The following is a 24121-nucleotide window of genomic DNA, read 5'->3' on the forward strand; positions in this document are numbered from 1 at the left end:
GAGCGCGAAATAACCTAAGGCAAATAACAGGTTACGCGGTTGGAGGATGAGATCTCCTCCCGCGCGCTGCACGTTTGGTTAAAGAGCTGTCACGGTTTGGCATCGGCCGAACGCCCTTGAGGGGTATAGGTTTCCGACATCAGGGAGTAGCCGGGTTGTTCGGGCCGTTGCTTCCGCTCGCCGTCGCACCGTCCGTCTGGGTGCCACCGGTGTTGACGATGTTGCCATCGTCGCCGTTGCCGCCGGTGTTGCCGACTCCGGTGCCGCTGCCGCCGTTGCCGCCGGTAGCGGTGCCATTAGTCGCGGTGGACGGAGTTGCCGGGTCGCCACCGTCATTACCGAAGGCGTCGAGCCGGCTCGAGCCGCCGAGACCACCGGCCCCGCCGTCCAGGCCGTCACCACCGGCGCCGCCGGTCGACGTTCCGTTGGCCAGGTTGCCAAGGTCGCCGCCGGTCGCGATGCTGGCCTTGCCGCCGTTACCGCCGGTGCCGCCGTTACCGTCGGCATCCGTAGTGGCATTGCCGCCGTTACCGCCGTGCGCGGTACCGCTGGCCGTGCCACCGGGACCACCGAGCGAGCCGGTCACCTTGGAGCTCTGGATGTCCGAGCTGCCGCCGTTACCGCCGTGGCTGCCCTCGCCGCTGGCGTTGCCGCCGTCACCGCCGGTGGAGGTGCCGTAGGAGTTGCCGCCGGCAGCACTGGCCTGCCCGAGCTCGCCGGACTCCAGCTCACCCCATCCGCCCTTGCCGCCGACGCCACCGTTGGTGCCGGTGCCGCCGTTGCCGCCCTGGGCCACCGCGTCGTTCCCACCGCCGCCGATCGATCCGCCGGCATTGTCGACGACCAGGTAGCCGGCCCCGCCGTCGCCACCGGTGCCGTTGTCACCGAGACCACCGGTGCCGCCGGTAGCGCTACCGGTAATGGTGCTGTCGGCGCCGTTTGCCGAAGCAATGGCCTCACCGCCGGTACCGCCGGTTCCGGCGTTGACGCCGGCCCCACCGTCGCCGCCGGTGACCTCGCTGCCGGTGATCGAGCTACCCGCGTTCGCGTTGATGTAGCCGATCGCGCCGTTACCGCCGGTGCTGCCCTCGCCGGTGCCGTCGCCGCCGTTTCCGCCCTGGGCGGTGTTGTCGGTCCCGGTCGCGTTGTCGCCGAAGACGTTGATCTGGCCGCCCATGCCGTTGCCGCCGGTGCCGCCTTCGAGCCCGTCGCCGCCGCTGCCGCCGGTCGCGGTGCCCGATGCCTCGGCGCCGTTGCCGCCGGAGAGGATGCTGCCGTAGCTGCCGTTGCCGCCGGTGCCGCCGCCGGTGGCGTCGCCGCCGTTACCGCCGTGCGCGGTTCCGTGCGAGGTGCCGCCACTGCCGCCGCCCTCGGCCCGAGCGCTCTGAATGTTGCCGTTGCCGCCGTGGCCGCCGGTGCTGCCGCTGCCGTCGGCGGAACCGCCGTCACCGCCGGTGGCACTGCCGTACGAGGTGCCGCCGGTGCCGGTGGCGCCGGCGCCCTGACCGGCCTCGAGTTGGCCGAAGCCGGCCGTACCGCCGTGGCCGCCGTTGGTGGCCGCACCGCCGGTGCCCCCGACGGCGATGGCGCTGGCCGGGTCTCCACCGCTGCCGATGGTGCCGCCGGCCTGGTCGACAACCAGGTAGGCCCCGCCGCCGTCGCCGCCGATGCTGCCCTCACCGTCGCCGGTGCCGCCGGCGCCGCCGGTCGCGGTCCCGGTGATGGTGCTGCCGGCCCCGTGGGCTTCGGCGGCAGCCGCGCCGCCGGTACCACCGGTGCCGGAGTTGCTGCCCGCGCCGCCGACGCCGCCGGTGACGGTGGCCTGGTCGATGACGGCGCCGTTGTTGGCGATGATGGCGGCCGTGCCGCCCGCGCCGCCGTTGCCACCGGTGGTCCCGACGCCGGCGTTACCACCGGTTGCGTGGCTGTTGGTGATCACGCTGCCCGCGCCGATGGCGCTCAGGCTCGCGGCGCCGCCGTCGGCGGTGGCGCTGGCGTTACCACCGGTCACCGAACTGTCCGAGATGCTGCCGCCATCGCCGACGGTCACCGTGGCGCCGCCGCCGACGTGGTCGCCGACGTTCTCGCCGCTCTTGACCGTGACGTCGCTGACTGCACCGCCGCCGTTGTTGATCAGCGTGTTGTTGGCGCCGTCCTGGCCGTTCACCCCGTTGGCGCCGCCGTTGGTGGCGTTGCCACCGGCCACGTTGGCGCCGTCGATGGTGCTGCCCTCGCCGTCAGCCAGGATGCCGGCGTAGCCACCGGTGCCGCCCTGGCCGCCGACGCCGGCGACACTGCCTGCCCCACCGTCGCCGCCGTTGCCGCCGGTCGCGGTGCTGTTGGTGACCGTGCCGCCGTTGGTCTGCTGGATGATGGCGCCACCGCCGCCGCCGCCACCGCCGCCGCCCTGACCGGCCGTCGTGCCGTCCGCGGCACTACCGCTGCCGCCGTTGCCGCCGGCGCCGCCGGTCACGGTGTTGGTGTCGTCAGCGCCGTTGATGGCGCCGCCGTTGGCGCCGGCACCGCCGTCACCACCCGCGCCGGCGGTGCCGGTTCCGGCGTTGCCGTCGCTGTCCACGGCCACGGTGCCACCGCTACCGCCGGCGCCGCCGTGGCCACCGGTGAAGCTGCCCGTGCCACCATTACCACCATTCCCACCGGCACCGGCGGTGCCGTTGAGGGTCGCGCCGCCGTCACCGCCGGTGCCGCCGGATCCGCCGGTGCTGTAGATGGGGTTGGTCAGGTCATCACCGGCGGGCGCGCCCGTGCCACCGCCGCCACCGTTACCACCGGAGCCGGCCGCGCCGTTCTCGGAGGAACCACCGAGGCCGCCGTTGCCACCGTGGCCACCGGCCATCGTGGCCAGCGGGATGAATTCGCGATCCGCAGCACCGGTGGTGTTGCCACCGGCGCCACCGTCACCGCCGTTGCCCGCGGTGTTATCGCCGATCGCGCTGGCGCCCGTACCACCTTGGCCGCCGTAGCCACCATGGCCGGAGCCGTCACCGCCGGCACCACCGGTACCACCGTTGCCGCCGATGCCGTTGCCGCCGTCGGCCTTCGAGGTGACCCCGCCACCGAACCCACCGTTACCACCGGTGCCGCCGTAGACGCCCTGGCCGCCGGCGCCACCGGCGCCACCGGTCCCGGCCGCATAGCCGGATCCACCGTAGCCGCCATTGCCGCCGGAGCCGCCGACGCCGGTCGCGTCGTCGTGTGCCGGGCTCAGGCCGTTGCCGATGAAGTCGCCGCGGTCATCGGTGGCCGCGTTACCGCCGATCCCACCGACACCGCCGTCGCCGCCGTTGCCGATCCGGCCGACGTTGCCGTCGGCCCCGTCGGTGTGGCCCTCGCCGCCGCCGGTGCCGCCGGTACCGACCACGGTGCCGGCCGCGCCGCCGTTACCGCCGTTGCCGCCGACACCACCGGAGCCGCCGACGCCGTTCTGGTCGGTCGGCACCAATTCCGTAATCAGCTGACCGTTGGCGCCCTTGCCGCCGTCACCGCCGACACCACCATTGCCGCCGTTGCCGGTGTCGCCGCCGTTGCCGCCGTTGCCGTTGGTCGCGTTACCGCCGTTGCCGCCGGCACCGCCTACGCCGCCATCACCGGCGTTGCCACCGGCTCCACCGGCCACCGTCGCGTCGAACGAATCCGCACCGGTACCACCGGTGCCGCCCGTGCCGCCGACACCGCCGGCGCCACCGTCGCCGCCGTTACCGGAGACCGAGCCGCCGGCACCACCGGTACCACCCGTGCCACCGGCGCCACCGGCGAAGCCGTCGCCGCCGGCGCCGGTGCCCTCGTTGTCGAAGGAGCCGGCCGCGCCCTCGCCACCCTGCGAGCCGGCGCCGCCGGCGCCGCCGTTGCCGCCGTTGCCGTGGTCGCCACCGGCACCACCGTTGCCACCGTTGCCGCCGGCCACACCGGTGTTGTCCGCGTTGAGGCCGTTACCGGCGCCACCCATACCGCCGTTACCGCCATTGCCCGAGACGGTGGTCGGCATGGTGCCGTCGACGCCGTCGGCACCCGCGGTGCCCGGCGTGCCACCGAAAAGAATCCCGGTGCTGGTGCCGGCCGCGCCACCCTTGCCGCCGAGACCGACCGATCCGAGGTTGCCGCCGTTACCGCCGGCGCCGCCGTTGCCGCCACCGACCAGGCCCGCCGGGGCTGCTGCCTCGGCGCGGACCAATCCGGCGGTACCGGCCTCTCCGGCGCCGCCGCCGCTACCACCCGTGCCACCGTTGCCGCCGTTGCCGGCCAGACCGGATCCGCCACCGTTACCGCCGGCGCCACCGTCACCGGCTGCACCCGCGGTGTGAATGCCGAAGAAGCCACCGGCGCCGCCGTTGCCGCCGGCACCACCCACGCCGCCGGCGCCACCGGATCCGGCGTTACCGCCGTTGCCGCCCGCACCGCCGTCTCCGCCGGGACCGGTCGGGTCGACAGCAAGCGCGCTGATGCCTTCGGTGTTGCTGCCGGGAGGCTGGGTGTTGTCGTTGCCGTTGCCGCCGGCGCCGCCATCACCACCGTTGCCGCCGACGCCACCGTTACCGCCGGCGCCACCGGTACCACCACCGCCGGACGTGCCGAACAGACCGGCCGCACCGCCGTTACCACCGACACCACCCGCGCCACCGGCGAAGCCATCGCCACCGTCGGTGCCGTCGATGCCCGCAATGCCGGTCGCGCCGTCGCCGCTGCCGGGGAAGCTGAGCCCGGCCGCGCCGGCATTGCCGTTCGTCCCGGCAGCACCGCTACCGCCAGCGCCACCGGTGCCACCGTTGCCGCCATTGCCGAACAGGAAGCCGGCGACACCGCCGTTGCCGCCGGCCAGGCCGGCCCCACCCGCTGCGGCGACACCGTCGACACCGAACGCGCCCGCGCCACCGTCGCCACCGTTGCCCAACAACCAACCGCCGGCGCCACCGTCGCCGCCGACCATGTCGAGGCCGACACCGCTGCCGCCGGCCCCGCCGTCGCCGAGCATGCCGCCCGCGCCACCGTCGAGGTCAATCGAACTGGCATTCGCGAACGAGTAGGTGCCGGCCTCAACGTCGGCCAGGGTGATCACATCGCCGTCGGCGTCGGTCAGGGCCGAACCGTCGGCGCCGAGCAGATCGCCATCGGCGTTGAAGTACGTACCGCTGCCACCGTCACCGAACAGGAAGCCGCCCGCAGTGGCGGCGTGGTAGATCAGGTCGCCGTCGTCGAGACTGACGTAGGCGTTGGCGCCGTTGGCGAAGACGCCGTCGAGGGTGAACCCGCTGCCGATCAACATCTCGCCGAGACTGTGGAGCGGCTGGTAGATCACCATGTTGATCGAGTTGGCGACCAGGTCATCCAGCCACTGCAGCGGGTCTTGCATCTGCTCGGCCGAGCCCGGGATATCGCCGCCGAACAGCGCGCCGAAGTCGGTGACCGACGACTCCAGCGCTGAGGAGTCGAACCACATCGACACCTGGCCGAACAGGCCGTCGAAGAGCTCGTCGAACCCGTCGGCTTGCGCCGGCGCTGCCGTCAGCGGCGTCATTCCGAACGCGAGGAAAGCTCCGACTGCACTCGTTGCGCCGATCGCACGGCTGGTCCGGCGCTTGTTCTTCCCGGCGAAAATCTTCGACGACATTGATTTCTCCTTGTAGCGGCGGCGGAGCAGTTGACGAGACCGTAAGAGACTCAGTGCCGATTAAGGTAGCAGGATATTTTTAGAAGAAGAAGTCTTATCCCAATTTTCATTTCGATCCTCGCCGACCCGCAATTATGCCGGTCAACCGCATGCCACGCAGGGTATTTGCTGGGTAATTTTTGGGCGGCGGCAGCAACAACGTCATATCAGGAACCTGATAATCCACGGCCAGCAAGTTGAATAGCTGTGGCAATTTCTTTGCTGATGGGCTGTTCCCGACCGGTTGGTTAGACTCTCCGTCGCGGCGGAAAAGCCCCGGCAGTGACGCTTTTCACAACGGCCTGGATGGAGGTGTCGGCGGCGGTCCGCCAGATGGCTGGACTCTTTACTGCCGCCTGAGATCCTCCGACTCAGGGACCTCACCTCGCAACTGGTCGCGCCGCATGCGGCGCACGAGGCCGTTCGTCTAGTTCCCGGCCAGGCAGCTAACGTTCCGCATTTGCGGAGGTAGCGGCGGTAGCGCTGGGCTCGGGGTCGACGCCCAGTCAGAGCTGGAAAGCATCGTTAGCCCCTTGCGCAAGTCCTGCCACTTCTGCACCCCTGGTCGACCATGTGGGTGTTGTCGGATCGGATAGCGCCAGTGATAGTAGGGCGCGGTCGGGTGACCGGGCCGAGGCGCGTCTCGAGAGAGTTACGGCGTGCCGCCAAGCTCGCCCGGGACGCCCGCCGCACCGGCCGCGCCGGCATCACCGGATGCGCCCTTGCTGCCGGCGGGCGTGCCGGTGCCACCGGCACCGCCGGAGATGCTGCCAGCACGCGGCCCGCCGGTCCCGGCGGCACCGCCGGCGCCGTTCGCGCCGCCGCCCGCACCGGTTCCGCCGTCGCCGCCGTCACCGCCGCTGCCGCCGATAGCGCTGTCGCCGCCCTTGCCGCCGCTTGCACCGGGACCGCTGGGGTTGGACCCGCCGACACCGCCGACTCCGCCGGCACCTGCCTTACCACCGGTGCCGCCGCCACCACCCGCGCCGCCCTTGCCACTGCCCAGTGCCGACCCGCCTTGGCCGCCGTCGCCGCCGTCGCCGCCGTTGGCTCCGTGCCCGCCGGTTCCGCCCGCAGTCGGCGTGGTGCCGGAGTCGCCGGGCACACCCGTGCCGCCGTTGCCGCCTACACCGCCGTTGCCACCCCGGCCACCGAGGCCACCGTTGCCGGAGACGGTGCCGCCGCTGCCCCCGCTGCCGCCGTTACCGCCGGTGCCGCCGGGCGTGCCGGGGTCGCCCGTGTTGGGGTCACCCGCGGTTCCGGCCGCGCCGTTGCCGCCGGCACCGCCGGCGCCGCCGTTGCTGTTGTAGGTGCCACCGTTGCCGCCGTTGCCGCCGTTGCCGCCGTTGGCGCTCGGCGTGGTGGCGTCAAAGCCGCGCCCGCCGGAACCGCCGCCGCCGTTGCTGGCGGTGCGAGGCGCGCCGTCGGCGCCGGTAGCGCCGTCGTGGGCGCCGCTGCCGCCCGCACCGCCCTGGCCGACATTGCCGGCATGGCCGGCGTCGCCGCCGTTGCCGCCGTCGATGTGATCGGCGGTGCCGTTGGCGCCGTTGCCGCCGCCGCCACCGCCACCGTTGGTCCCGCCGGCGCCACCGTTCCCGCCATCACCGTCGACACCGGCGTTGCCGGTGCCCAGCACCTGTCCGGCCGCACCGCCGTCGCCGCCCTTGCCGCCGTTGCCGCCGTTGCCGCCGTTGGCGCCGTGCGCGCCATCGCCGTTGCCGGTGCTGAAGTCGCCGTCGGGAGCCTTGTTCAGCGAGGTACCGCCGTCACCGCCCCAGCCGCCCCGGCCGCCGTCGCCACCATTGCCGGCGTTGCCGGAGATCGATCCACCGTTGCCGCCGGTGCCGCCAGCGCCACCCTGGCCGCCGTGGCCGCCGGCAGCGCCGGCGACGCCGCCACCACCCTTGAGACCAGAGCCGCCGTAACCACCGGAACCACCGTTACCGCCGTCGCCGCCGTTGCCCACGTTGCCGCCGTCGCCGCCGTCGCCGCCCTTGCTGCCGGTCACGCCGCCGACCGTCGCGTCGGCCGCGTTACCTGTCGAAACGCCGCCATTGCCGCCCTGGCCGCCGTTGCCGCTGGCCGCTGGCAGCTGGCCATCGGCACCGTTGGCACCGTGGTTGCCGCCGCCGCTGTCGCCGCCGGCGCCGCCCTTGCCGACCGCACCGGCGTCCCCGCCGTTTCCGCCGGCCCCACCGTCGCCGCCGCGGCCGACGCTGGCGAACGCCCCGGACGTTGGAACGCCGCCCATGCCACCGTTGGCGCCCTGTCCACCGTCGCCGCCGGCCCCGCTGTCGCCACCGTCACCGCCGGCCCCGCCGGTGCCATGCGCACCGGCGTGGGCGCCGAAGGCTTGTGCCGCCCCGCCGACGCCGCCGGCCCCACCGGTACCGCCGTCACCGCCGCTACCACCGGTGCCGCCGTTACCGCCGGCCCCACCGGCGCCGCCTTGGGCTGCGCCATTGGTGACCGGGACGGTGTTCGCAGGCCCCACGACGTCGTGCATTCCGCTGACGGCGTTGCCGCCCACGGCACCGTCACCACCGTCCCCGGCCGCGCTGCCGCTGCCGCCGTCAGCACCCGCGCCGCCGGCGCCACCGGCACCACCGTCGCCGGCGAACAGCCCGCCCTTGCCGCCGGCACCACCAGCGCCACCGTTGCCACCGGCCTGGCCGTCGGCGCCGTCACCACCGTCGCCGCCCTTGCCGCCATTGCCGGCGGTCGCGTCCTGGTCGGCGGTGGCGTCGCCGCCGGTCCCGCCGTTGCCACCGTTCTGGCCGCCGATACCGTTCGCGCCGTCGCCGCCATTGTCGGCGGTGGCGTCGGCACCGGCACTGGTGTCGGTAGCCGCGTCCCCGGCGGCGCCGTTGTCGGCCGGACCGGTGCTGGGCGGGTTGACGCCATCGGCGCCGATCTTGCCGGCACCACCGGCGCCGCCGGTACCACCGGTGCCGAACAAGAAGCCGCCGTCACCACCGACGCCGCCGTTGCCGCCGTCACCGCCGGCCTCGGCGGCGTCACCGCCTTGACCGCCGGTGCCGCCGAGGCCGAACAACCAGCCGCCTGCGCCACCGTTGCCGCCATTGCCGCCGTCGGCGCCGGCGCCGCCGTTGCCGCCATAGCCGAAGTACCCGGCGGCGCCGCCGGCCAGGCCGTTCCCGTCGGCGCCGACGCCGCCGGTCGCGCCGTCGCCGAACAGGAATCCGCCGTCATTGAGGTTGCCCAGCCCCAGCCACCCGAACATCGAGTCGTTGGTGCCGTCGAAGGAGGCGTCGCCGTTGCCGATCAGGCTCCGGCCGAACAGGTCGATCCACGGGTCGTTGATCTGGGCGATCAAGGTGGCGTTGCCGGCGTCGCCCAGCCAGCCCTGCAGATCGGTATGCAGGTTGGTGAACACGTCCATCGGGTCGTCGCCGCTGAGGAAGCTGACATCGCCAGTCTCAGTCCCGAACAGGTCGGTGTTGAGGATGTCGAACAGGCCGTCGAGGTCAGCGTGTGCCGCCGGGGTCGCCACCAGGGGTGTCATCCCGAACGCCAGGAACGCCGCCGCAGCGCTACCGGCGCCGAGCATCCGGCGAGACTTCTGGATGCGCGCGCGACGAGGCTTGTGAACTGACATGTGGTTCTCCTGGATGGTGCTGCAGTAGACGTTCTCGATGACCGGACCGTGGCCGGGTGGCCGACTGACGACACGACCCTTGGACGCGCCAACGCGACGACCTGTCATACCGACCCCCCACAAAGACGGCGCGTAACCGCCGCTAACTTCACGCTCACGTTAATGGCTATTTCCGTTCAGTCAACCAGAGTGGAAATTCTGGTACGTTTCTCCGCAAAATTCGGACGGGTCGGACTCCAGCCGCAGGGTTGCGGAACAAGCAGCGACTTCGACGCACTAAATATGTCTGTCTATCTGCAGGGTTCCGATGCGCCAAGGTGGCCTAGCCACCGGGGGCCGCGCCGCTGACGCGACGGAAGCGGCCGAACGGGGACGGAAGATTCTCAACTAAAACATAGGTGCTGCGGAGGGATGAGTGAGCGCGCCGAGCGCTGGGATCGCCCGGAAGCCACCGCGGCCCGGTCCTTGCGACCGGGCCGCGGCGGTTTGGCGGGTTGGGGTTACGGATTGTCGGTGCCGTCGTTGCCGATAACCGTCTTATCGTTGTTCGGGTTAGGCCACCCGGCGTGGCTTCCGTTGTCGACCGCATAGACGTCGGCCTCGGTCCCGTTGCCACCGGTCTTACCGCTGCCGCCCAGCCCGCCGCTTCCGCCGACGACCGTGTTGTTGTTAGCGGTCGGGTTGTCGTCGGGATCGCCGGCGCTGGTGAGCGCGGCCCCGATGTTGCCGTCAGCGCCATTGCCACCGTGGCCGCCGTCGCCCTTGCCGCCGTCACCGCCGGTAGCGCTACCACCGGTAGACGTGGTGTTCTCGCCCAGTGCGGTAACCCGGCTGTAGCCGGCATTGCCGCCCACACCGCCATCGCCTTCGCCACCGGTGCCGCCGTTGGATGTGCCGCTGGCCACAGCGTTCTCGCCACCGGCGGCGATACTCGCCTTGCCGCCGTTACCTCCGTGGCCGCCGTTGCTGGCGCTGCCGCCGTCTCCACCGGTCGACGTACCGCTGGCCGTTCCGCCCGGACCGCCGATAGTGTCACCGAAGCCGCCGGTGGTCTTGGCGCTCTCGATATCCGAGCTTCCGCCGTTACCGCCGACGCTGCCCGTGCCGGTGGCGTCACCACCGTCACCGCCGGTGGACACACCGTAGGAGTTGCCGCCCGCGGCGTCGGACTCAAGTTCACCCCACGACCCATTGCCACCCCGGCCACCGTCGGTACCGGCACCACCGGCACCGCCGACCGCGGTGGCGGTGTTCCCGCCGCCGCCGATCGTGCCGCCCGCAGAGTCGACGATCAGCTGGCCGCTGCCGCCGTCGCCGCCGGTGCCGTTGTCGCCCAGCCCACCGGCGCCGCCGGTGGCACTCGCCCCGGTGATGGTGCTGCCGGCACCGGTCGCCCAGGCCAGACCGAAGCCGCCCAGACCGCCCAGGCCGCCGTCCATGCCTGCATCGCCGTCACCGCCGACACCGCCGATAACGGTGGTGTCGGTGATCTGGGCACCGTCCAGGGCGTAGATGCTGGCCGTGCCCCCATCTCCGCCTGTGCCGCCGTTGTCGTCACCGACTCCGGCGTTGCCGGCCGTCACGTGGCTGCCGGTCACTGCGCTACCGGTGCCGTCGGCGATGATGCTCGCCGCACCACCGGCGGCGGTGTCGCTGCCTTGCCCGCCCGCGGCAGTGCTACCTGAGATAGTGGCACCGTCGCTCACTGACAGAGTCGTGGCTCCCCCGGCTCCACCGGCTCCGGCGTTGCCACCGGTAATGCTGCTATCGCTGATCGAGCTCTCCACACCCTGGGCGCCGACGGTGGCAGCACCTCCGGCGCCGCCGTCGGTGGCGTCACCACCGACAGCGCTGGTGTCGACGACCGTGCCGTCGTAGACCAGGAAGTTGCTCGCGCCGCCGCCATAACCGGTGGCGCCGTCGCCACCGGTGGCCGTCCCACCGTTGATGGTGGTGCCGGTACCGATGGCCTGCAACGAGCCCCGGCCACCCGCACCACCGTCGACGCCGTTCTGGCCAGTTCCGCCGGTGCCGCCGGTAGCCGTACCGGAGGCATGGCTACCCACGCCCTCGGCCTGGATCCAGCCGGTCGAGCCGGCGCCGCCGGTGGTGCCGGCGCCGATACCGTCGCCGGCGTCCCCGCCTTGAGCAGTACCGCTGGCAGTGGCCCCGTTGGCCGTTGCGGCCACCTGCCCGGTGCCGGCGGCGCTGGCGTCACCGCCGGTTCCGCCGTTGATGCCGTCGCCGCCGCTGGCGCCGATCGCGGTGCCGCTGGCGTTGGCTCCCACGCCGTTGGAGAGGACTACCCCGAAGGCACCCTTGCCGCCGACGCTGTTGGCCCCGGTGGCGTCGCCGCCATTGCCGCCGGTGGCTTCGCCCGAAGCCGTTCCACCGAATGCGTTGAGGCTGTAGCCGGCTTGGATCTCGCCGTCATTGCCGTCGCCACCCTTGGCGTTGGCCCCGGTGGCGTCACCACCGTTGCCGCCGGTGCCCTTGCCGCTGGCCGTGCCGCCCGTGGTGCCGTGCGCGTTGGCGTTCACGTCACCTTGGCCGCCGTCGCCGCCGACGCCGCCGTTAGTACCGTCGCCGCCGTTGCCACCTTGGCCGGTGCCGTGCGCGGAGCCATTGGTGCCGGCAACGAAGACCGCACCCGTTCCGCCGGCACCGCCGGTGCCGTTGTTGCCGGCACCGCCATCGCCACCGTGAGCCTCGCCGCCGGCCGTGTTGCCAGCGCCGTCCGCGGTAACGAATCCGGTCCCGCCAGCACCACCGGTCCCATGGTTGCTGCCCGCACCACCGGTGCCGCCGGTGACGATGGCGGTATTCACCGCGCCGCCCTGGCTGGCTTCGACGGTGGCGTCGCCGCCCCGACCCCCGACGCCGCCGTGCGTGTCGCCCGCGCCGGCGTTACCGCCGGTCGCGGAGCTGTCGGTGATAGTGCTGCCCGTACCGACATTGGCGGTGACGTTGGCCGCGCCACCGTAGGCACCCTGAACCCCTGCCGACGCGGCACCGCCGTCACCACCGGTGCTCGTCGCCCCGGTGATGGTGTTTCCAGCACCCGCGGTGATGTAACCGATGTTGCCGCCACCACCGACGGCACCGGTGCCGGTACCGGCACCGCCGTCGCCGCCCTGGGCTGTGCCACCGGCCTTCGCGTCCGCACCGAACGCATTGACCTGACCACTCAGCGCGTCACCGCCCGTGCCACCGTCCAGGCCGTCGCCACCGTTGCCGCCGGTGCCGGAGCCGGAAGCCTCCGAGCCCGTGCCGCCGGACAAGATGCTGCCGTAGCTGCCCTTACCGCCCGCGCCCCCGCCGGTCGCGTTCCCGCCGTTTCCGCCCTGCGCGGTGCCGTGCGAGGTGCCACCAGTGCTACCGCCTTCGGCACGAGCACTCTGGATGTCGCCGTTGCCGCCGTGACCGCCCAAGCTCGCGGCGCCGTCGGCGGTACCACCGTTACCGCCAGTGGCGCTGCCGTACGAGGTGCCGCCGCTGCCGCCGTCGTTGGCGTTGCCGGTCTCCAGCTCACCGAAGCCGGCCGTACCGCCGCGGCCGCCATTGGTGGCATCACCGCCGATACCGCCCTGGGCCGCCGCGGCGTTGCTGCCACCGCCGATGGTGCCGCCGGCGTGGTCGACGACCAGGTAGCCGCCGCCGCCGTCACCACCGACGCTGCCCGCGCCGTCGCCGCTACCAGCGGCGCCGCCGGTGGCAGTACCCGTGATGGTGCTTCCGGCGCCGACCGCCGAAGCAGCGCCGGCACCACCGACACCGCCGGTGCCGCCGTTGCTGCCTGCGCCACCTTCGCCACCCTGCACCATGGTGCTGTCACTGACGACGGCGCCCTGACTGGCGGTGATATCCGCATCTCCACCGGCGCCGCCGGTGCCACCGTTGCTGCCGCCGGCACCGCCATTGCCAGCGGTGGCGGTGCCACTCGCCGTCCCTCCACTCCCGTTGATGTCGGCGGTACCGCCGACGCCGCCCTCACCGCCGAGGCCGCCGTCACCGCCGCCGTCACCGCCGGCACCACCGTTACCGCCGGTGCCGACGCTGTCGGTGCCATTCACGTTGTACGAGGCACCGCCAGCGCCACCGTCGCCGCCTGCGCCAGTCGCCGTTGCGCTGACGAGGGTGCCGCCATCACCGCCGGTACCACCGTTGCCGCCGGTGCCGGACGATCCGTCGCCGCCCTTGACACTGGCCAGGCCGCCGTCACCGCCCTCACCACCGACAGCCCCGTTGCTGCCGCCGGTGCCGCCGTCACCACCGTTGCCGCCGGTGGCGCTGCCGTCCTTGGTGGTGACGCCGTAGCCCTGGACCAAGCCTTCGCCACCGTCGCCACCGTTGCCCCCGAGGGTGCCGTCGGCGCCGTTGGCACCGCCGTCACCACCGTTACCGCCGGTTCCGGTGCCGGAAGCCGTTCCCCCGCTCGGGCCGGAAGCCTGGACCCAGCCCATGCCGCCCGCTCCGCCGTCACCGCCGTTGCCGTCACCGCCGTTGCCGCCGATTCCGGTGCCAGACGCCTCGGATCCGGGGGTCTCCGCAGAGAGATGGCCTTGGCCGCCGGCGCCGCCGGTGCCGCCGTTGGTTGCGTTGCCGCCGTTACCACCGGTGGCGGTGCCGCTCACGGTGCCGGTGCCGTTGCCGTAGGTTCCGATGTTCGCCACACCGCCGTTGCCGCCGACGCTGCCGGTGCCGGTGCCGTCGCCGGCGTTACCGCCGGTGGCCACGGTGTCCGCACTGCCGGCGTTGCTGCCAGCGGCCAGCGAGTGGGTCCAGATTTGGGCCTCCCCACCGGTCCCGCCGGTGCCGCCGTCGATGCCGTCGCCGGCGTTTCCACCGGCTGCGGTGCCCTCGGCGGTGCTGCCCGACGCGAGGGCTCGGATCGAAGCGGCGCCGCCATCGCCGCCGTTTCCGGTACCGACCGCATCGCCGCCGTTGGCACCGGATGCCGCACCGCCCGCGGTGCTGTCGGATGCATGCGCGTCGATGACAGCTGAGCCACCGGTACCGCCGGTGCCGCCCACGGCGGTCGCTGAAGCGGCGCCGCCGGACCCGCCGTCGCCACCGATGGCCTTGCCGCTGACATCCCCACCGGACTGGGCGAGGACGGCGGCACCGCCGCCGCCACCACCGCCACCGCCGCCGAAGCCGGGTCCGCCGTCGGTGGCCGTAGCGCCCGCACCACCAGATCCGCCACTGCCGCCGGTCGCGCTGCTGCCGGTGCCGGCGTTATCGCCGACAACGCTGGCGCCCGCGCCACCGGCGCCACCCGCACCGCCATCGCCGTCGGCGGAGCCGCCCGCGCCGAGCCCGCCGCTGCCGCCTGTGCCGCCCGTTCCGCCGGCCTGAGCAGCCGGCAGTAACGCGCTGCCGACGATGCCGTCACCATCGCCGCCCTTACCGCCCTGGCCACCTTGGCCACCAGCAGCGGTTCCGTCCGCGCCGCTGGCACCTGTGCCAGTCCCGCTCCCGTTCATCCCGCCGGCGCCACCTTTACCGGCCGTGCCGCCGGCACCACCGGTCCCGCCGTTGCCGCCATTTCCGGCGGCCTCGTTGGTGCCGCCGCCGAGGCCCTTGCCACCGGTGCCACCGGTGCCACCGTTGGCGTCACCACCGGCACCACCCTGACCACCGGCTCCGGCAGTCGCCGTGGTTCCGTTCGTCGAGGTGCCCGCTGCGCCACCCTTACCACCGGCACCACCATCACCCGCGACGCCACCGTCACCGCCCGTACCGCCGTTGCCGCCGTCGGCACCGGCGACCGTGGCGTCCGCACCGGTCTGTCCGGTCACACCGTTGGCGTCGCCACCGGCACCGCCGACGCCACCCTCGCCACCATTGCCACCAGCAGCTCCGGCGCCCGCGGTACCTGCGCTGGCGAACCAGCCGCCGGCACCGCCCGCACCGCCCTTACCGGCGTCGCCGCCGGCGCCGCCGGCGCCGCCCGTACCGCCGTCGGTCGCGGCGGTGGTCCCGATGGCGTCCCCACCAGCTGCGCCTTCGCCGCCCGTGCCACCCGTGCCACCGTCACCGGCCGCGCCGCCCTTGCCACCGGCGCCGAAGAAGGTCGAGCCTTTACCGCCGGCCCCGCCGTTGCCGCCGTTGCCGCCGGCTTTGCCGACGCCACCGTCGGCGCCGGCCACGGCTCCGGCCAGGCCGGCCGCACCCATCGCGCCGTCACCGCCGTTGCCGCCGGCACCGGCGGTGCTGAATGCACCCCACGTCGCGGCGTCACCGCCGGCACCGCCGGCACCGCCATCGCGACCCGCGGTTATCGCCGCGCCGCCATTGCCACCGTCACCGCCGTGGCTGAACCAGGAGAACGGTCCGGCGGCACCACCATCGCCACCGTCGCCACCGTCGTAGCCGTCACCGCCGGCACCGCCGTCGCCGCCGAACAGACCGGCCTGGCCACCGTCACCACCGTCGATGGGGTCTTCGCTCGCGCCCGTGCCGGTGGCGTCCCAGCCGGCGCCACCGTTGCCGAAGATCCACCCACCGGCGCCACCGTCCGGGTGGGCGGCGGTGCCATCAGCGCCGTCACCGAACGGCTTCAGCCAATCGATGTCGCTCCAGTTGAACGCGGCGGAAGAACCGGGCAGGTCGGCGACGGCCGAGCCGGCGGCGTTCAGGTCGAGATCGGCCAACACCGCATCCCAGGTGCTCTGACTGCCGAGGCCGTCGAAGAAGGCCGACCAACTGGCCGGGTCCAAGACGACCTCCCAGGCGCCCTGGTCGCCGAAGTTGGCGCCCAGGCCGGCGACGGCGTCGCCCAAGTCCTGACCGAGCAGGTCGATCAGCACGTCGTCGAAGTCGGCGTGCGCTGCTGGGGCCGCCCCCAGCGGGGCCATCCCGAAGGCTAGAAACGCCCCCACAGCGCTGCCGGCACCTAGCACCCGGCTACGACCACGACCTTTAGAACCACTTTGACGAGACACGGCGAACTCCCCTTAGCTTGCACATAACGACGGCATAACAAGCCCTGTGGGGGGTTACGTTAACGCTAATTCTGGCCACGTCAACCCCAGTGCACAAAGCTGGAGAAGCGCAGGTAACCCACTCGAATAGGGGTTTACATGGCCTTATCGCCCCCCAAGAGGGCATTCTTGACCAGTAAAATTTCTTAGAAAAAGTCAGGATTCTCAGAAAACGTGGGCGGCGTCGCTGACACTACCGGAGCGTTCACAGCACCCCGGGAACACGTCTTTGCACAGGTCAAAGCTGGTTCAGCTCATTCACGCCGCAACAGCGAAGCTTCCGCCGCTTCCACGCGGCATTTCCACCGTCGATGACAGCCGGGCCGGTACAGCGCCGATAATATGCGCTTCCGTCAATTTAGTGCACCTCAGGTGGACCGCCTCGATCCGATCCGCGCACGGAAACAGGGTGCGAAGCACAGTCTCCTAAGAGCTTACTGCTGCCCACGGCTTCGTAGATGTCGGTATGGAAATCAGCTCAGCGTTGACTTGGCCGGCGGTAATAATTCTTGTTGGTAATCAGTACGCTTATTCGCCGCGTCGGCGCACCGGCTGGGCAAAGCCGCACGTCAGGCGCTCGTGCTGCACTTCACGCTCGACCTCGCGGCCGGCCGCGCCAGAGGACGACAAGTGCGGCAATCCGCCGCCAGCTTTTCGGTCCTCCGCCCTGCAGCTCTTGTTACTTTGTCGAAGAACACTCAGCCTCGTCATAGGAAGGCGGAAGGCAGATGCCCCAACCCCGGCCCGGTACTGGTGGACGTCGACGGACTCACGTCAACCGGAGGTCCACCGCCCTGGCCGCCTCCACGGGTGCCTTCCTGGCCTTCGGACTCGTGCCGTTGACCACCACCCCGCTGGCACAAGCCGAAGTTTTTGACGACGCCGTCGAGCAGCTGCTGTCGCCGTTCCTGGACACCACCACCGGCGCACTGGACTGGGGCACACTGTCATCGCCGGCCGCCTGGGAGGCATTTTTCGACCCGGGGCACTGGGACGGCGTGCTGACCGGGCTCAGCGCCGGCTCGGGAACCGCGCTGGCCGCGGCATTGGACCCGACTGCCCTGTTCCAGCAGTTCATCTACACCCCGCTGCACGACAACATCCAGGCCTGGATCACCAGCGACCTCGGCAAGCAGGTCGACGGCACCCTCAACGCCCTGTTCGGCTCGACGGTGATCGGCAACGGCACCGCCGGCACCGCGGAGAACCCCGACGGCGGCGCCGGCGGCTGGCTGTTCGGTGACGGCGGAGCCGGCTGGACCAGCACCGAGGCCGGAGTCGCCGGTGGTGCCGGTGGCGCGGCGGGCATGTTCGGCACCGGCGGCGCGGGCGGTGCCGGTGGCGCCGGAGCCAACGGCGGTGAAGGCGGCACCGGTGGTTGGCTGTTCGGCAACGGCGGGGCCGGCGGCCACGGCGGCGACGGTCCCGACGGCGGCAACGGCGGAGACGGCGGCAACGCCATCGGGCTGTTCGGTGCTGGCGGGCACGGCGGCGACGCCGGTGACAGCGGCGTCGGCGGTAGCCCCACCGGTCCGCACCCACTCCCCGCGCTGGGCGGCGCCGGCGGCAACCCCGGCCTGATGGGCACCCACGGCGCGGTCGGGCACTTCGGCAGCGGGGTGTCGCTGGACAAACCGGCCTTCTGGGACACCAGCTACGGCCCGATCACCGTGACCGGGCCTTGGCTCACCGACAGCGACGGCCGGGTGGTGATCATGCACGGCATCAACGAGGTCTACAAGAACGCGCCGTACACCCCGGAAGCCGGCGGGTTCTCCGAGGCCGATGCGGCGTATCTGGCCACGCACGGCGTCAACATGGTGCGCGTCGGCGTGCTGTGGGCGGGAGTGGAGCCGCAACCCGGCGTCTATGACTACAACTACCTGGCTTCGATCGAACAGACCGTGCAGATGTTGGCGAAGTACAACATCGTCAGCCTGCTCGACATGCACCAGGACGTCTACTCCGACTCCATCAACGGTGGTTTCGACGGCGCTCCGGCGTGGGCGACCGACACCGGCGGCCTTCCCGAGATCGATGTGGGCTTCCCGTGGAACTACGTGGTCAGTCCCGCGGTGAACCATGCCTGGGATGCGTTCTGGAACAACGCGACCGTCGCCGACGGCGTCAAGCTGCAGAACAGCTACGCGCGGATGTGGGAGGTCGTCGCCGAGTACTTCGCCGGCAACGGCAACGTCGCCGGCTACGAGATCATGAACGAGCCGTGGGCCGGAACCCAGTGGCTGGGCACGGTATTGGGCAACCCGTTCTTCGACGCCCAGTACCTCACCGCGTTCTACAACCAGGTGGACGCCGCGATCCGCGCCGTCGACCCGCACACCCCGGTGTATTTCGAACCGAATACGTTGACCGGCAACCTGCCGTTGCCCACCCACCTGGGCACGGTGGACGACCCGAACACCGTCTACGCGTTCCACGACTACTGCACGTCGACGGCGATGTTCGGCGACACCGCCTTCGGCTGCGGACTGTGGGAGCTGATCATCCAGGGCGACGCCGCGTCCTACGCCGCCAAACACAATATCCCGGCGATGATCACCGAGTTCGGCAACACCGGCAACATCCAGAGCATCACCGACACCCTCGACGAGGCGAACAAGCGCGGATTCGGCTGGCTGTTCTGGGAATACGGCACGGCACGCGCCAATTCCGGCGAGCCCGACGACAACGGGCTGTCCTCTGGGGTGATGGCCACGCTGGCGCAGGCCTACCCGCAGGTGGTTTCCGGCATCCCGGGCTCCTGGTCGGTGACCGAGGGCGGCTTGCAGTTCAGCTATTCCACCGAGATGGCCGACGGCAGTGGCCGTTTCGCTGCGGGTTCACACACCACCATCTGGGTGCCCGACACCAACTATCAGGTGAGCGTCACCGGCGGCCATGTCGTCTCACCGGCCGGCGCCCACCAGCTGGTGATCGCCTCGGACAGCGGTGCCGGCACCGTGAGCGTCACCGTGACGCCAGCGCGGTCTTAGGGAACCTGCCCCGCAAAACGACTCAGCGCCGGCTGCGTCATGCGCAACCGGCGCTGAGCCGGATTCAGGATCTAGGAAGTGCTACGGCTGGCAGAGGTTGTCCAGCACGTCGATCTGCCCACGCAGCTGGTCGCGCAACGGCTGCTGCACCGCGTCGTCGGGCGAGTGCCCGGCCAGGTAGTTGATGCTCAGCGCCTCCAGCGTGTCGGCCATGTCGCCGACGGCCTTGCTCAGGTCATCCGGAGCGGCCGGGTTGGCCTCCAGGCGCTGGTGCAGGAACGCGCCACCGGCGAACAACGACAGCCGGGCGTTGGTGCCCACCGCCAGGTCACCGGCGAGGTCGCCGGGCACCGGGTTCTGCAGGTTGGTGTTGAACTGCGTGCCCTGGCGCACCACAGCCTGCGCGTCGCAGATCTTGCCCTTGGCTTCGTCGCGCTGGTCGCCGGAGAACTTGTGGCTCGTGGACGGGTAGAACCACCCGACCACGGCGAGCACGATGGCCAGCACCGCCAGAGCCAGAGCGGCAATCGTCGGCACCGACATGCCCTGCGACGAGGTGGAAGATTTCGGAAAACCCGCGCTCTTGGGCTTGGTGGGCTTGGCCGCGGACGGGGAATCAGTGGGGGGAGTCTCAGGCATTGCGCGATCGTAACGGTAGTCACGGGATTAGTCACGTGAAACTGGGAAGCGGCGCGTTGGCGGTACCCTCATGTGCGATGTTGAGCACTGAGTTGCAGACCACCGCGCGGAAACTGACCGGTTGGGGCCGCACCGCGCCGAGTGTGGCGCAGGTGCTGTCCACCCCGGATGTCGAGGTCATCGCCAAGGCCGTGGCGCGCGCGTCCGACTCCCGAGGCGTGATCGCCCGCGGCCTGGGCCGTTCCTATGGCGACAACGCCCAGAACGGCGGCGGTCTGGTCGTCGACATGACCGCCCTGAACCGGATCCATTCGATGGACGCCGCCACCGCGCTGGTCGACGTCGACGCCGGGGTCAACCTGGACCAGTTGATGCGGGCCGCGCTGCCGCTGGGCTTGTGGGTGCCGGTGCTGCCCGGGACCCGGCAGGTCACCGTCGGCGGGGCGATCGCCTGCGACATCCACGGCAAGAACCACCACAGCGCCGGCAGCTTCGGCAACCACGTGGTGTCGATGGAGCTGCTGACCGCCGACGGTTCGGTGCGCCACCTGACCCCGGCCGGCCCCGAGGCGGAGCTGTTCTGGGCCACCGTCGGCGGCAACGGCCTAACCGGCATCGTGTTGCGCGCGACGATCGCGATGACCCCTACCGAGTCGGCGTACTTTATTGCCGACGGCGACGTCACCGCCTCGCTCGACGAGACCATCGCCTTCCACAGCGACGGCAGCGAAGCCGACTACACCTACTCCTCGGCGTGGTTCGACGCGATCAGCGCGCCGCCCAAGCTGGGCCGGGCCGCTATCTCGCGGGGCTCGCTGGCCAGGTTGGACCAGCTGCCCGACAAGCTGGCCCGCGACCCGCTGAAATTCGATGCGCCGCAGTTCTTCACCGCCCCAGACGTCTTCCCCAACGGGTTGGGCAACAAGTTGATCTTCGGTGCGATGACCGAGCTGTGGTACCGCAAGTCCGGCAGCTACCGCGGCAAGGCGCAGAACCTGACGCAGTTCTACCACCCGCTGGACATGGTCGGTGAGTGGAACCGGGCCTACGGCTCGGCCGGCTTCGGGCAATACCAGTTCGTGGTGCCCACCGAGGCGGTCGAGGAGTTCAAGGCCATCATGAGAGACATCCAGGCCAGCGGGCACTACTCCTTCCTCAACGTGTTCAAGCTGTTCGGCCCGGGCAACCAAGCGCCGCTGAGCTTCCCGATCCCCGGCTGGAACGTCTGCGTGGACTTTCAGATCAAGGCCGGCCTCAACGAATTCCTCAACGGCCTCGACCGCCGGGTGCTGGAGTTCGGCGGCCGGCTCTACACCGCCAAGGATTCCCGCACCACCGCGGAGATGTTCCACGCCATGTACCCGCGCATCGACGAATGGATTGCGGTGCGGCGCAAGGTCGATCCCGACGGGATCTTCGTCTCGGACATGGCCCGACGTTTGGAGCTTGTGTAGATGGTGTTCGACGCGACCGGTAACCCCCAGTCGATCCTGGTGCTGGGCGGCACGTCCGAAATCGGGCTGGCGATCTGCGCGCGCTACCTGCGCAACGCCTCGGCGAGCGTGGTGCTGGCCTGCCTGCCGAATGACCCCGGCCGCGACGGCGCGGCGGCGGCGATGGAGGCCGCCGGTGCCAAGTCGGTGCGGGTGATCGACTTCGACGCCCTCGACACCGCGAGCCACCCGGCGATGATCGACGCCGCGTTCAGCGACGGCGATATAGATGTGGCGATCGTCGCCTTCGGCATGGACGCCGACGCCGAGGAGCTCTGGCACAACCAGGCCAAGGCCGTGCAGGTCGCCGGGATCAACTACACCGCAGCGGTGTCGGTCGGGGTGCTGCTGGCCAACAAGATGAGCGCCCAGGGCTTCGGGCAGATCATCGCGATGAGCTCGGTGGCCGGCGAGCGGGTGCGCCGCACCAACTTCGTCTACGGCTCCACCAAGGCCGGGCTCGACGGTTTCTACCTCGGTTTGGGTGAGGCGCTGCGCGACGACGGGGTGCGGGTGCTGGTGATCCGGCCCGGCCAGGTGCGCACCCGGTTCTCCGCGCACGTCAAGGAAGCGCCGCTGACCGTCGACAAAGAGGACGTCGCCGAGCTGGCGGTGACCGCGGCCGCCAAGGGCAAGGAGATCGTCTGGGCGCCGGGGGCATTCCGCTACGTGATGATGGTGCTGCGGCACGTCCCGCGGGCGATCTTCCGCAAGCTGCCGATCTAGCCCATGCCGAGCAGACGCGAAAGCCCCCAAAAAGGGCGCGAAATGGGAGCTTTCACGTCTGCTCGCGCCGGGAAAACCGCGCTCACGACCGTCGGGCAGATGATCCTGGCGGGCCTCATCGCCGTCGTCGTCGCGGTCATAGCCCTGGTGGCCATCGCCCGGGTGCAGTGGCCGGCCTACCCCTCGTCGAACCAACTGCACGCACTGACCACCGTCGGGCAGGTCGGCTGCCTGGCCGGGCTGGGCGCCGCCGCGTGGCTGTGGCGGCGGGGCCGCCAAGCGCTGGGCTGGCTGGCCGCGGTGGTGTTCACCAGCGCGTTCTCGGTGGTGACGCTGGCGATGCCGCTGGGCGCCACCAAGCTCTACCTGTTCGGCGTCTCGGTCGACCAGCAGTTCCGCATCGAATACCTGACCCGGATGGCCGACAGCCCCGCGCTACACGACATGACCTATCTGGGCCTGCCGTCGTTCTACCCGCCGGGCTGGTTCTGGCTGGGCGGGCGCGCCGCGGCGCTGACCGGCACCCCGGCCTGGGAGATGTACAAGCCGTGGGCGATCACCTCGATGGCCATCGCGGTGGCCATAGCGCTGGTGCTGTGGAACAAACTGATTCGCTTCGAGTACGCGCTGCTGGTCACCCTCGCCGGCGCCGCGGTGACGCTGGCCTATAGCTCCCCGGAGCCCTACGCGGCGATGATCACCATGCTGCTGCCGCCGGTGCTGGTCCTGGCCTGGTCGGGCCTGGGGGCCGGTGAACGCGGCGGCGGCTGGGGCGCGGTCGCCGGAGCCGGGATCTTCCTGGGCTTCGCGGCCACGTTCTACACCCTGCTGGTGGCCTACAGCGCGTTCACCGTGGTGCTGATGGCCCTGCTGCTGACGGCCGCCCGGCGCAGCGTGAATCCGCTGGCCCGCCTCGTGGTGACCGGCGTGATCGCCGCGGCCATCGCCGCGATCAACTGGACGCCGTACCTGCTGCGGGCCGCGAGCAACCCGACCGGCGACACCGGCAGCGCTCGGCACTATCTGCCCGGCGACGGCGCCGAACTGAGCTTCCCGATGCTGCAGTTCACCCTGCTCGGCGCGCTGTGCCTACTGGGTACCGGATGGCTGGTGGTGCGGGCCCGAACCTCCGCCCGCGCCGCCGCGCTGGCGATCGGCGTCGTCGGCGTCTACCTGTGGTCGATCCTGTCCATGCTGTCCACCCTGGCCCGCACCACGCTGCTGAGCTTCCGGCTGCAGCCGACGCTGACCGTGCTGCTGGCCACCGCCGGGGTGTTCGGCTTCGTCGAGGCGGCCCGCGCATTGGGCGGGGCCGCGACCGGCTGGCACCGGGTGGTCTATCCGGCGGCGACGGCAGTCGGGCTGGCCGGGGCGATCGCGTTCAGCCAGGACATCCCCGAAGTGCTGCGGCCCGACATCACCGTCGCCTACACCGACACCGACGGCCACGGCCAACGCGGCGACCGGCGCCCGCCCGGCGCGGCCAAGTACTACGACGCCGTCGATGCGGCCATCACCAAGACCACCGGCAAGCCCCGCGATGAGACCGTGGTGCTCACCGCCGACTACAGCTTCCTGTCCTTCTACCCCTACTGGGGTTTCCAGGGCCTGACGAGTCACTACGCCAACCCGCTGGCACAGTTCTCCGCGCGCGCCGCCGCCATCGAGGCCTGGTCCAAACTGGAGACCGCCGACCAGTTCACCCGCGCGCTCGACGACCTGCCGTGGCCGAGCGGATCAGCGCCGCACCGCCAGCACGAACGGGCCGATCTTCTCCACGCTGAACGCCGGCCCGTCGAACAGTGCGGCGTCCAAGTCGACGGTGTAGCGGCGCACGTTGGGGTGGTTGGGGTAGACGTCTTTGGCCAGCCGCAGCGTGTAGGTGTCCCCGGAACCCGGGCGCATCAGAAACACCGTCGGCGCCGGCCACGGCAGGTCGTCGAGCGCGCGGGTGAACTGGTCGGCGGTCTCCAGTTTGGACCAGGCCTCGATGGCGGCCA

At 71.5% G+C, this 24121-nt stretch carries 8 protein-coding genes; 4 read left to right on the top strand and 4 right to left on the bottom strand.

Annotated elements, in window-relative coordinates:
* Positions 1 to 139 precede the first annotated feature (139 nt).
* The 3 genes from A5648_RS24840 to A5648_RS24845 form a co-directional block, all read right to left on the bottom strand.
* A complete protein-coding gene (locus tag A5648_RS24840) occupies positions 140 to 5626 on the bottom strand; it encodes a beta strand repeat-containing protein (protein WP_065024022.1) in 5487 nt (1828 codons plus the stop codon).
* A 691-nt stretch (positions 5627 to 6317) separates the two neighbouring features.
* Positions 6318 to 9284, bottom strand: a complete 2967-nt coding sequence (locus A5648_RS23695; protein ID WP_131810535.1) for a hypothetical protein — start codon at positions 9282 to 9284, stop codon at positions 6318 to 6320.
* A gap of 500 nt (positions 9285 to 9784) precedes the next feature.
* Positions 9785 to 16168, bottom strand: coding sequence for a beta strand repeat-containing protein (locus A5648_RS24845; RefSeq protein ID WP_207511619.1), 6384 nt, complete (start codon positions 16166 to 16168; stop codon positions 9785 to 9787).
* A gap of 830 nt (positions 16169 to 16998) precedes the next feature.
* On the opposite strand from A5648_RS24845, the gene A5648_RS24970 reads away from it, so the two are divergent.
* Positions 16999 to 19263 carry a cellulase family glycosylhydrolase gene (locus A5648_RS24970; RefSeq protein ID WP_082966374.1) on the top strand — a complete coding sequence of 755 codons (2265 nt, stop codon included), beginning with the start codon at positions 16999 to 17001 and terminating at the stop codon, positions 19261 to 19263.
* A gap of 81 nt (positions 19264 to 19344) precedes the next feature.
* On the opposite strand, the gene A5648_RS07980 is transcribed toward A5648_RS24970, so the two are convergent.
* Positions 19345 to 19902: a hypothetical protein gene (locus A5648_RS07980; protein ID WP_234787355.1), complete on the bottom strand. Its 558-nt coding sequence runs from the start codon at positions 19900 to 19902 to the stop codon at positions 19345 to 19347.
* Positions 19903 to 19979: 77 nt separating this feature from the next.
* On the opposite strand from A5648_RS07980, the gene A5648_RS07985 reads away from it, so the two are divergent.
* The 3 genes from A5648_RS07985 to A5648_RS07995 all read left to right on the top strand — a co-directional run.
* Positions 19980 to 21356, top strand: a complete 1377-nt coding sequence (locus tag A5648_RS07985) for an FAD-binding oxidoreductase (RefSeq protein WP_065024025.1) — start codon at positions 19980 to 19982, stop codon at positions 21354 to 21356.
* Positions 21357 to 22121 carry a decaprenylphospho-beta-D-erythro-pentofuranosid-2-ulose 2-reductase gene (locus A5648_RS07990; RefSeq protein WP_065024026.1) on the top strand — a complete coding sequence of 255 codons (765 nt, stop codon included), beginning with the start codon at positions 21357 to 21359 and terminating at the stop codon, positions 22119 to 22121. It abuts the gene before it with no gap.
* Positions 22122 to 22124: 3 nt separating this feature from the next.
* Positions 22125 to 24121, top strand: a 1997-nt coding sequence (locus A5648_RS07995) for an arabinofuranosyltransferase (RefSeq protein ID WP_428844318.1), incomplete at its 3' end; no start/stop codon positions are given.

This window comes from Mycolicibacter sinensis (genome assembly GCF_001673565.1).
In the GTDB taxonomy this organism is placed as follows: domain Bacteria; phylum Actinomycetota; class Actinomycetes; order Mycobacteriales; family Mycobacteriaceae; genus Mycobacterium; species Mycobacterium sinense_C.

Excerpts from the sequence above, each read along its gene's own strand:
- A5648_RS24970 (WP_082966374.1), top strand. The coding sequence starts at position 16,999 with ATGCCCCAACCCCGGCCCGGTACTGGTGGACGTCGACGGACTCACGTC.
- A5648_RS24840 (WP_065024022.1), bottom strand. The coding sequence starts at position 5,626 with ATGTCGTCGAAGATTTTCGCCGGGAAGAACAAGCGCCGGACCAGCCGT.
- A5648_RS07990 (WP_065024026.1), top strand. The coding sequence starts at position 21,357 with ATGGTGTTCGACGCGACCGGTAACCCCCAGTCGATCCTGGTGCTGGGC.
- A5648_RS07980 (WP_234787355.1), bottom strand. The coding sequence starts at position 19,902 with ATGCCTGAGACTCCCCCCACTGATTCCCCGTCCGCGGCCAAGCCCACC.
- A5648_RS23695 (WP_131810535.1), bottom strand. The coding sequence starts at position 9,284 with ATGTCAGTTCACAAGCCTCGTCGCGCGCGCATCCAGAAGTCTCGCCGG.
- A5648_RS07985 (WP_065024025.1), top strand. The coding sequence starts at position 19,980 with ATGTTGAGCACTGAGTTGCAGACCACCGCGCGGAAACTGACCGGTTGG.